The sequence below is a fragment of the Cereibacter changlensis JA139 genome, assembly GCF_003034985.1.
Taxonomy (GTDB): Bacteria; Pseudomonadota; Alphaproteobacteria; order Rhodobacterales; family Rhodobacteraceae; genus Cereibacter; species Cereibacter changlensis.
On record NZ_PZKG01000037.1, the window covers coordinates 23,960 to 33,237 of the forward strand.

General features: G+C 71.0%; 11 protein-coding genes. 3 read left to right on the plus strand and 8 right to left on the minus strand.

The genetic code is table 11. The annotated features are described in order from the left end of the window. Nucleotides 1-36: 36 nt before the first annotated feature. The 5 genes from C5F48_RS10250 to C5F48_RS25140 form a co-directional block, all read right to left on the minus strand. A complete protein-coding gene (locus C5F48_RS10250) occupies nucleotides 37-264 on the minus strand; it encodes a hypothetical protein (protein ID WP_107663814.1) in 228 nt (75 codons plus the stop codon). Nucleotides 265-302: 38 nt separating this feature from the next. Continuing rightward, nucleotides 303-1,205: a hypothetical protein gene (locus tag C5F48_RS10255; protein ID WP_146170577.1), complete on the minus strand. Its 903-nt coding sequence runs from the start codon at nucleotides 1,203-1,205 to the stop codon at nucleotides 303-305. Nucleotides 1,206-1,341: 136 nt separating this feature from the next. Beyond that, a complete protein-coding gene (locus tag C5F48_RS10260) occupies nucleotides 1,342-2,691 on the minus strand; it encodes a sensor histidine kinase (RefSeq protein WP_107663816.1) in 1,350 nt (449 codons plus the stop codon). Further along, entirely contained in the window at nucleotides 2,688-3,347 is a 660-nt protein-coding gene (locus C5F48_RS10265) for a response regulator transcription factor (protein WP_107663817.1), read from the minus strand. The genes C5F48_RS10260 and C5F48_RS10265 overlap by 4 nt, the downstream gene beginning before the upstream one ends. 37 nt (nucleotides 3,348-3,384) lie before the next feature. Beyond that, nucleotides 3,385-4,062 carry a PepSY domain-containing protein gene (locus C5F48_RS25140; RefSeq protein WP_170139740.1) on the minus strand — a complete coding sequence of 226 codons (678 nt, stop codon included), beginning with the start codon at nucleotides 4,060-4,062 and terminating at the stop codon, nucleotides 3,385-3,387. A gap of 118 nt (nucleotides 4,063-4,180) precedes the next feature. Between C5F48_RS25140 and C5F48_RS10275 the strand changes: the two genes are divergently transcribed. Beyond that, nucleotides 4,181-4,639 carry a hypothetical protein gene (locus tag C5F48_RS10275; RefSeq protein ID WP_107663818.1) on the plus strand — a complete coding sequence of 153 codons (459 nt, stop codon included), beginning with the start codon at nucleotides 4,181-4,183 and terminating at the stop codon, nucleotides 4,637-4,639. A 20-nt stretch (nucleotides 4,640-4,659) separates the two neighbouring features. Here C5F48_RS10275 and C5F48_RS10280 read toward each other — a convergent pair whose 3' ends face one another. Continuing rightward, nucleotides 4,660-6,144, minus strand: a complete 1,485-nt coding sequence (locus C5F48_RS10280; protein WP_107663819.1) for an inorganic phosphate transporter — start codon at nucleotides 6,142-6,144, stop codon at nucleotides 4,660-4,662. A 27-nt stretch (nucleotides 6,145-6,171) separates the two neighbouring features. Further along, complete coding sequence (locus C5F48_RS10285) at nucleotides 6,172-6,687, minus strand: NUDIX hydrolase (RefSeq protein WP_107663820.1); 516 nt, start codon at nucleotides 6,685-6,687, stop codon at nucleotides 6,172-6,174. 209 nt (nucleotides 6,688-6,896) lie between these two features. On the opposite strand from C5F48_RS10285, the gene C5F48_RS10290 reads away from it, so the two are divergent. Continuing rightward, the gene (locus C5F48_RS10290) at nucleotides 6,897-7,199 is read left to right on the plus strand and encodes an SH3 domain-containing protein (RefSeq protein ID WP_107663821.1); all 303 of its coding nucleotides are present in this window, start codon (nucleotides 6,897-6,899) and stop codon (nucleotides 7,197-7,199) included. Nucleotides 7,200-7,395: 196 nt separating this feature from the next. After that, nucleotides 7,396-8,907, plus strand: coding sequence for a Na+/H+ antiporter NhaC (gene nhaC / locus C5F48_RS10295; RefSeq protein ID WP_107663822.1), 1,512 nt, complete (start codon nucleotides 7,396-7,398; stop codon nucleotides 8,905-8,907). 43 nt (nucleotides 8,908-8,950) lie between these two features. Here nhaC and C5F48_RS10300 read toward each other — a convergent pair. After that, on the minus strand, nucleotides 8,951-9,278 hold a 328-nt coding region (locus C5F48_RS10300; protein ID WP_146170578.1), incomplete at its 5' end, for a GGDEF domain-containing protein.

Consider the following 9,278-nt stretch of genomic DNA (forward strand, 5'->3'; position numbering starts at 1 on the left):
CTGGCGCCGCGGTCGGGGACCAGCGTCAGGCCGCCGCTATCGCGCAGCCGCCTTCGCCTCGCTCTTCTCCACCAGATCCGCCGCGGCCTGGCGCTGGAGCAGGACGTCGAGCTGGACCAGCGCCTCCAGCGCCGCCGGGGCGAAGTAGCGCAGCTTCCCCTGCAGCTCCGGATGCTTCAGGGCGGCCAGATCCGCGGGATCGGTCTCGGCGACGAGGATGCAGGCCTCGACGAAGCGGGCGGCCGGGGCGTCTTTATCGGACATGGACTGTCCCTTTCGGATCGGGGCGCGGGCCCGGGCGTTCAGAGGATGCTGTTCAGCTTGCGGCAGATCTCGTCGATGCAGATCGGCTTGAAGGCCAGCGCGGCGAAACCGGCGCAGAAATAGCCGACGATATCCTCCGGCGTCGCCTCCGCATCGACGAGGGCCAGCGCGGGGGCCGGCGAGCGGCCCTGCAGCCGCTCGGTCTCGCGCAGCCGGAACAGCGTGCTGGCGGCGTCATCGACCGAGTCGATGTCGACGATCATCGCGTCCTGCCGGCGGAGATGGCCGGCCTCGGCCTGAAGCGAGACCTCGGCGCCGCGCCCGACCAGCAACGTCGACAGGCTGTCCGAGGTCGCCCGGGCGTCGCCGACCAGCAGCACGCGACGGTCGTCGAGCCGCTGCGAGCCCTTGGCCGCCGGCTCCTGCGGCAGGGTGATGCAGAGCTCGGTCCGCTCGCGCAGCCCGGCGGCGATGCCGACCTCGGCGCCCAGTTCGGCGACGAAGGCCTTGATCACCGATTGCAGCGTCGCCCGCGACCGCCGGTTGCCCGACCACAGAAGGGTCTCGCCCGGGGGCGCCTTGCTCAGGTCGGCGAAGCGGAGGATCAGCCGCACCGGCGCGTCCGGCGGGCTTTCCACCCGCAGGCTGACATTGCCGTGGCGCGACGCGCGCACCGCGAGGCTGACCAGCGAGGTGGTCAGCTGCAGCAGCCGGTCGCGATCGCCGGAGCGGCTCTCGTCGGCGTGGTCGGCGGTCTGGACGCTCAGCGTCACGTCCTCGGTGCGGGCCAGGGGGCCAAGGCCGCGCACGCGCTGCGCCAGGTCGCTCGGCCGGTAGCGGTCGGGGCGGCCCGACCGGGTCGACAGCGACGGGGCCGACTGCGACGCGAATTGGCGGCGAAGGCCGTCGGCGGCGGACATGGGAAGAGGGCTCTGCTGCACGTTGTTCTCCTGCTTGGCTGTCCACCCGGCCGGTGTGGTACCGGCGAGGATGTGCTGCGTGCAGTTGAACCACAGGCTTGTTGAACCGCTGGCCAACAGCCCGTTCATGTGTCGTTCATCTTGGGACAGGCGGGCCTCAGCCCTTGGCGCTGAGCCCGTGCGCGCCGCGCATCGGCAGCCGCAGCACGGCGCAAAGCCCGCCGAGCCCGGAGGAGCCGAGCGCCAGCGAGCCGCCGTAGACCTCCACCAGATCGCGCGCGATCGGCAGCCCGAGCCCCGAACCCTTGGCGGAAAGATCCAGCCGGCCACCGGCGCGCAGCGCTTCGGCATGGGCGTTCTCCGGCAGGCCGGGGCCGTCGTCCTCGACCGTGACGACCGCCTCGTCGCCATCCGCGGCGGCGCTCAGCTTCACCTGGCCCCGACTCCACTTGGTGGCGTTGTCGAGCAGGTTGCCGAGCGCCTCCTCGAAATCCTGGGTGTCCATCGCCACCCGCAGCCCCTTCTCGACCTGCACCGACAGGATCGCCCCCTCGCCCAACATCGAGCGGAACAGCCGGGCCAGCCGGTCGGCGGATTGCCGCACATCGGTGCGGGCGCTGCCGACCGAGACATTGGCCGCCCGGATCCGCGCCAGCGACCGCAGGATCTGCGCGTCGATCCGGTCCAGCGCCTCGACCGCGCGATGCGCGTCGACGCCGGCCTCGAGGAAGCTGTCGAGCTCGTTGCGCAGGATGGCGGAGGGGGTGCGCAGGGCATGGGCAAGGTCGGCCCCCTGCCGGCGGTTGCGGTCGAGGAGGTCGCGGTTGCGCTGGATCAGCAGGTTGATGTCCTCGACCAGCGGGGCCACCTCCGACGGGTAGGCCTTGGGGTCGAGCGTCTCCTCGCCCTGCCAGCGCCGGGTGATGTCGCGCCGCAGCGCGGAGAGCGGGCGCAGCACGGTGGAGGTCTGCAGCAGCGCGCTGACCAGCCCCAGCGCCGCCACCAGCCCGAAGGCCGCCGCCAGCCCGTTGCGGACCTGCCGGCGCTCGGCCACCAGCCCCTCGGTGGTCTCGCCGACGATGACCACCTGCGGGTCGGCCTCCTCGGCGTTGATCCGGCTGTAGCCGATCCGCAGCGGGCCGTCCGGCCCCTCCACCTCGGCGAAGGCGAGCTCCGGGCCGACATCGGGCGGCACCGGCAGCAGCGTGTCGAACAGCGAGCGCGAGGTGACCGCGGGGCCCTTCGCCGGCACGATCTGCCAGTAGCTGCCGGAATAGGCGCGGTCATAGGCCGGGATCGCCACTTCGCGCGCGATGGCCGCCGGGTCCGGCCCGGCGGTCAGCGAGGCGACGACCACCTGCAGATGCCGGTCGGCGATCGCGTCGTCGAAGCGCTTCAGCGCGATGGTGTTGAGGAAGACGAACAGCGTGACGCCGCCGAGCCCCATGCTGGCTGTCGCCAGGGCCAAGCCCGACAGGATCGCCCGCCGGCGCAGCGAGCGCATCATTCGGCGTCTATGCTGTAGCCTCTGCCACGCACCGTCTGGATCAGCTCCGGCCCCAGCTTCTTGCGCAGCCGGGCGATGAATACGGCGATGGTGTTGGAATCGCGGTCGCCGTCATAGGCGTAGATATGCTCCGACAGCTCGGTCCGGGTCACCATCCGCCCGACATTGTGCACGAGATAGGTCAGCACCGCGACCTCCTGCTGGGTCAGGTCGACCGGCATCAGATCGACCGTGGCCCGGCCGGTGCGGGTATCAAACTCCAGCGCGCCCTTGCGGAACACCGGGTTGGCGGAAGGCATGCGGCGGCGCAGGATCACCCGGATCCGCGCGGCGAGCTCGGTCATGTGGAAAGGCTTGGTCAGGTAATCGTCCGCCCCGGCGTCGAGCCCGTCGACGCGCTGCGACCAGCCGTCCCTTGCGGTCAGGATCAGCACCGGGGTGGTGATGCCCTGCGCCCGCCAGTCCTTCAGGATCGACAGCCCGTCGCGGCGCGGCAGGCCGAGATCGAGGATGATGGCGTCATAGGGCTCGGTCGACCCAAGGAAGGCGGCCTCCTCGCCGTCATGGGTCACGTCGACCGCCCGCCCCTCCGCCGTCAGCACGCGGCGGATCTGGTCGGACAGGACGGTCTCATCTTCCGCCAGCAGGATACGCATCAGGGCTCCGGTCTCGGTTGCGAAGCCGCGAGGATAGCTAGTTTCGGCCCTTGCCGCCACCGTTCCCGCCGCCGTTGCCCCCGCCATTCCCACCGCCGTTGCCGCCACCGTTCCCACTGCCGTTGCCGCCCCCGTTCCCACCGCCGTTGCCGCCCCCGTTCCCACCGCCGTTGCCGCCCCCGTTCCCACCGCCATTGCCGCCGCTGTTCCCACCGCCGTTGTCGCCGCTGTTCCCACCGCCGTTGCCGCCGCTGTTCCCACCGCCGTTGCCGCCGCTGTTTCCCCCGCCATTTCCGCCCGCGTTGCCGTTATTCCTGCCCGCCGACGGGGTCTTTCCCGCGGCGCCCGGGGAGGGGCTGGCGGCGTTCTGACCGCCGGACAGGCTGCGGACGGCGCGGGAGACCTCGCGGGCGAGCGCGCTGCGGGCGGGGACCAGCTCGCCGTTGGCGGCGTCGACGACGACGCTCGCCAGCTGGCCGTTCGGCTGCCGGACGATGATGCGGTAGAACACCCCCTCGCCGGATAGCGCGCGCACGTCGATGGCCTCGCCGGGGACGCGCTGCCGCAGTTGTCCCAGCACGCGGGAGAGGCTCAGGCTGTCGCCGCTGCGCACCTTGGCGCGCAGTTCGGCCCGGTCGAGCTCCTGCCACGCCCCGGCGGTCGCCGGCAGGAATGCGGCGAGGGCGAGGGCAAAGAGGGCGGGCTTGCGGTTCATGCAGAGGGCCTATCAGAAACGGGATGAACCGGGAATGAACGGCCGGTTCCGGTCGGGTTCATCACCGACCTGCTACAGAAGCCGGACTCCCATGCGCCCAGAAGAAGGATTCCCCCTGATGGAATGTTCCGAGCCCCGGCTGCAGGGCAGCACCCACGTTCCCCGGCCGGATCCCGCCCCGGCCGACAGACCGCAGCCCGCCGCCGCAAAGCCGCGCGCCGCCACCGATCTGCGGGCCGCGCAGTATCTGCGCGAGCAGCAGCTGAACATCCGGATGAACGCCGGTCCGGGCGACTGCGCCACCGAACTCCTCGAGATCGAGGCGCTGGGGCGGGTGACGCTGGCCCGCGAGTTGGAGGCCTTCGGCCCCTGGGACGGCCAGCCCTATGATCTGGAGACAGCCGACCGCGACCGGCTGCTGGCGCAGGGCCGCAGCGACACGGCGGCGAGCTACGCCATCCTGCGCAGCCTGCTCTGCGAGGCCGCCGCCGCCCGCCGGCGCGACCGCCGGATCGGGCTGCTGCTGGCCCTCAGCCTCGCGGCGAACAGCGTGGTGCTGGCGATGCTGCTAGGCTAGCGGGCCGTGCCGCCGAGGCCTCAGCCCGCCACCGTCCGGATGCCGGCCACCACGGCGGCGGCGAGGCCGGCGGTCATCGGCACCGTGACGATCCAGGCGGCGACGATGGTCATGAAATGCGACCGGCGCACCAGCTTGCGGCGGCGGCGCTCCTCGGGCGACAGCTGCGGCCGGCTGGGCAGCGCCATGCGCATGTTGCGCAGCCGCCGCTCGGAATCCCACTCGCGGAAGAAGCCGACGCCGAAGACCGCGCCGACCGCGATATGGGTGGAGCTGACCGGCAGGCCGAGCCAGCTGGCCAGGATCACCGTCAGCGCCGCAGAGAGCGCCACGCAATAGGCGCGCATCGGGTTCAGCTTGGTGATCTGGCTGCCCACCATGCGGATCAGCTTCGGCCCGAACAGGAACAGCCCGAAGGAGATCCCGACCGCGCCGATCAGCATCACCCAGAACGGAATGGCGACCGCATCGCCGACGCCGGCGCCCTGCGAGGCGGCGACGATGGCCGCCAACGGGCCGATGGCGTTGGCCACGTCATTGGCCCCGTGGGCGAAGCTCAGGAGCGCCGCCGAGACGATCAGCGGGATGGCGAACAGCACCTTCAGCGACTTGTTGCGGTTCTCCAGCCCCTTCGACTGCCGCCGGATCACCGGGATCATCAGCAGCCAGACCGCGACGCCGACGCCGATGGCGACTACACCGGCGACCACCGGGGACACCGTGACAACGGCCTTCAGCCCCTTCATCACCAGGTAGAGCGCGAAGGTCCCGGCCATCACCCCGACCAGCACCGGCACCCAGAGCCGGGCGGCGGCGATCTTGTCGGGCCGGTAGATGATCCGCGCCTTGATGAACCACAACAGCCCCGCCGCGACGATGCCGCCAAGCAGGGGCGAGATCACCCAGCTGGCGGCGATGGCCCCCATCGTCGGCCAGGCGACCGCGCCGAAGCCCGCCGTGGCGATGCCCGCGCCCATGACCCCGCCGACCACCGCATGGGTGGTCGAGACCGGCGCGCCGATCCAGGTCGCGCAATTGACCCAGAGCGCCGAAGACAGCAGCGCCGCCATCATCGCCCAGATGAACTGCTCCGGCGTGCCGAGCGTGCCCGGGCCGATGATCCCCTTGGAGATGGTGTCGACCACGTCGCTGCCGGCGAGCAGCGCGCCCAACGTCTCGCAGACCGCGGCGATGAGGATGGCGCCGCCCATGGTCAGGGCCTTGGCGCCGACAGCGGGGCCCATGTTGTTGGCGACGTCGTTGGCGCCGATGTTCAGCGCCATGTAGGCGCCGAGCGCCGCGGCCACCACGACGACCATGGCGTTCGGCGTCTGGCCGAGGAGCAGCGCCGCGGCCAGCGCCGCCAGTACCACGAAGACCAGCGCGATGCCGAACCCGACCATCGGCCGGGTGACATAGCCCGTCGCGAGCTCAAGGTTCGAGAAGCGGCCAAGATCGCGGTCGAGCGTCTCGAGGTGCCGCGCCTGAAAATCTCTGTTCGCCATAGGTTCTCCGAGCTGGTCCGCAGCCTCCTAAACAGGACCGCCCGGGGTTTCAATGCTTGATCGGACCCTGCCGTGATTGGCCGCCTCGGCCTGCAGCCCGCGCAGGATCCGCTGCAGCCCGGGCTCGGCCACCAGTGTCGCCGCCTCTCCGGCCGAGACCCAGAGACGGCGGCGCTGGCCGGCCTCGGGAAAGTCGTCGGCCAGCTCCTCGACCTCGACCGGGTAGACCATGACCTCCACCGGCACCGGCAGGCCGGATTTCTGGAACTTGTCATAGACATAGCTGCCGACCGCCGTGTCGCTGATCCGGCCGCGCACACCCGCCTCCTCCCAGGCCTCCTGCAGCGCGGCGCCGGCGGAGCCGCGGCCGCGCATCGGCCAGCCCTTCGGGATCACCCAGCGGCCCGTGCCCCGGCTGGTGATCAGCAGGATCTCGCACCCCGTCTCGCTGTTGCGGCAGCAGAGCGCGGCCACCTGCAGCCGCCGGGGGCGACGGAAGAACGGGGCGACCAGTTCGTTCCAGATCCGTGTCAGTCTCGTCATCGCAGTCCCCCCGGCAGCGCGCGACCGCGCCGGGGAATGAGACAGGCGATGCGGGCGGGGTGCAAGCCCGAAGGCGCGATCCCGCGCCGGCGGGGGGTGCGCGGCGCCGGCGGACCTCCGCGCGGCCCTGCCGGACGAGGCCACCGGCGCCCTGTCGGCGGAGCGCGCTCTGGGCTAGAAGCCGGCCGAGGCAGAAGAAGGAGAGAAGGATGCGGAACGCCGTCCTGGCCGCGCTGGCGGCCGTCCTGCTGAGCGTCGCCGGCGCTCAGGCAGGCCCGACCGGCTATCACGAGGTCGCGGGGGTCGAGGAGAATGACCTGCTGAAGCTGCGCTCCGGTCCCGGGCTCGAATACCCGGTGATCGTCGGGATCCCGAACGGCACGCTGCTGCGGGTGGGCGACTGCCAGCAGAACCGCGGCACCCGCTGGTGCCGGGTGACGCTGAAGGAGGCAAGGGCGCTGAAGGGCTTTGTCTCGGCGGCCTATCTGCGGACGCACCTCAGCCAACGCTGAGCGCCAAGCGTCGGCGGGGCTGGAGGGCACCGCCCTCCGCTTTCGCCCGACCGTCGTGCACCTGCCGTCGCCGCTCAGGCGGCGGCCCTCTCGCCCCACGGTTGAGGCCCTCGACGGCTTCGGTGACGCGGATTGCGGAACCAACCCGCCGCGCCGGGGCTTCTTCCACATCACGAGAGCGAGAGGGGGACGCAGAATGGCCGAGGAAACAACGCAGGAGACCGGCCCGCGCGACCTGCCGTCGCTGCCCCTCGCGCTGCTGCCGGTGGTGCTGACGCTGGGGCTGCTGGCGCTGCAGCTGTTCTACTATGGCGACTTCACCCCGCATATCCCGCTGATCTGCGGGCTGGCGATCACCAGCCTTTTGGGCGTGATGCGCGGCATGGCCTGGCTCGACATCCGCGAGGGGATCTTCCACGTCATCCACGTCTCGATGCCGTCGCTGGCGGTGCTGATCGTGGTCGGGATGATCATCGGCGTCTGGATCGCCTCGGGCACGGTGCCGACGCTGATCTATTACGGGCTGGTGCTGCTGAACCCGTCGATCTTCCTCGCGGCGGCGATGGTCCTCTGCGCCGTCGTCTCGCTGTCGCTCGGCACCAGCTGGGGCACCGTCGGCACCATCGGCCTCGCGCTGATGGGCATCGGCGCGGGCTTCGGCATTCCGCCCTACTGGACCGCAGGCGCGGTGGTCTCGGGCGCCTTCTTCGGCGACAAGATCTCGCCGCTGTCGGACACCACGAACCTCGCCCCTGCGGTGACCGGGGTCACGGTCTTCGACCATATCAAGAACATGTTGCCGACCACGGTCCCGGCGATGCTGATCGCCCTGGTGGTCTATCTGGCGGCGGGCTACCTGCTGATCGAGCCGGGCGACACCTCCTTCGGCGCGATCGAGCAGATCACCGCCCGGCTCGACCAGCAATTCGCGCTCGGCTGGCTGCCGCTGCTGCCGGCGCTGATCGTCATCGTGCTGGCCTTGCTGCGCAAGCCGCCGCTGCCCTCGCTCTTCGCCGGGGTGCTGGCGGGTGCGGTCGTCGCCTTCTTCCTGCAGGGCGAGGGGCTGCACGAGATCTTCACCTACGCCCAGTCGGGCTACAGCATCGAGACCGGCGTGGCCGACATCGACAGCCTGCTGAACGCCGGCGGCATCCAGTCGATGATGTGGACCATCTCCCTGATGCTGATCGCCCTCGGCTTCGGCGGCGCGCTGGAGCGGACCGGCTGTCTCGAGGCCATCATCCAGGCGATCATCGGCCGGGTGAAGAGTTTTGCGGCGGTGCAGAGCTCGGCCATCGGCACGGCCTTCGCCACCAACATGGTGGCGGGCGACCCCTACATCTCCATCGCGCTGCCGGGCCGGATGTACGCGCCGCTCTATCGCGGCATGGGCTATTCGACGCTGAACCTCAGCCGCGCGGTCGAGGAGGGCGGCACGATGATGAGCCCGCTGATCCCCTGGAACGCCGGCGGCGCCTTCGTGATCTCGGCCCTCGGCCTCGGGATCATGTCGGGCGAGTTGCAGAATCTGCTCTACATCCCGCTCGCCTTCGCCTGCTGGACCGCGCCGCTGATTGGCATCTTCTACGCCGTCACCGGCCTGTTCTCGCCCCGCGCCACCGACGAGGAACGCCGCGACTGGGATAAGAGCGACGAGGATGTGCTGGACCTGAAGGACCACGCCCTGGCGGACAGCGACGCGGGGTGAGCCGTCGCGGTCGGGCCCCCGCCCTGCGCGCCGCGCCTGTCGTTCAGGCGCTGATGACGACCCGGTTGCGGCCCTGCGCCTTGGCCTTGTAGAGCGCCGCATCCGCAGCCCGGACAAGCGCATCGGGATCAAGCGGCGCGTCGCAGAAGGCGAGGCCGAAGCTCATGGTCACGTCCGGGAGGGCGGCGTCGGACGGGGTCAGCTCGCCGATCGCCCGGCGGAGACGTTCGGCGGTCTGCTGCGCCATCTCGGGACTGCTGTCGGGGAGGATCAGCGCGAATTCCTCGCCGCCGTAGCGGAAGGTGTTCTCGGCGTCCGGCGTGTTGGCCTCCAGCGTCTGCGCCACCCGGCGCAGCACCTCGTCGCCGGTG

Bases quoted from the DNA above. Each gene is read 5' to 3' on its own strand.
- C5F48_RS10250 (WP_107663814.1), bottom strand. From the start codon at position 264: ATGTCCGATAAAGACGCCCCGGCCGCCCGCTTCGTCGAGGCCTGCATC.
- C5F48_RS10285 (WP_107663820.1), bottom strand. From the start codon at position 6,687: ATGACGAGACTGACACGGATCTGGAACGAACTGGTCGCCCCGTTCTTC.
- C5F48_RS10290 (WP_107663821.1), top strand. From the start codon at position 6,897: ATGCGGAACGCCGTCCTGGCCGCGCTGGCGGCCGTCCTGCTGAGCGTC.
- C5F48_RS25140 (WP_170139740.1), bottom strand. From the start codon at position 4,062: ATGAACCGCAAGCCCGCCCTCTTTGCCCTCGCCCTCGCCGCATTCCTG.
- C5F48_RS10280 (WP_107663819.1), bottom strand. From the start codon at position 6,144: ATGGCGAACAGAGATTTTCAGGCGCGGCACCTCGAGACGCTCGACCGC.
- C5F48_RS10260 (WP_107663816.1), bottom strand. From the start codon at position 2,691: ATGATGCGCTCGCTGCGCCGGCGGGCGATCCTGTCGGGCTTGGCCCTG.
- nhaC (WP_107663822.1), top strand. From the start codon at position 7,396: ATGGCCGAGGAAACAACGCAGGAGACCGGCCCGCGCGACCTGCCGTCG.
- C5F48_RS10275 (WP_107663818.1), top strand. From the start codon at position 4,181: ATGGAATGTTCCGAGCCCCGGCTGCAGGGCAGCACCCACGTTCCCCGG.
- C5F48_RS10265 (WP_107663817.1), bottom strand. From the start codon at position 3,347: ATGCGTATCCTGCTGGCGGAAGATGAGACCGTCCTGTCCGACCAGATC.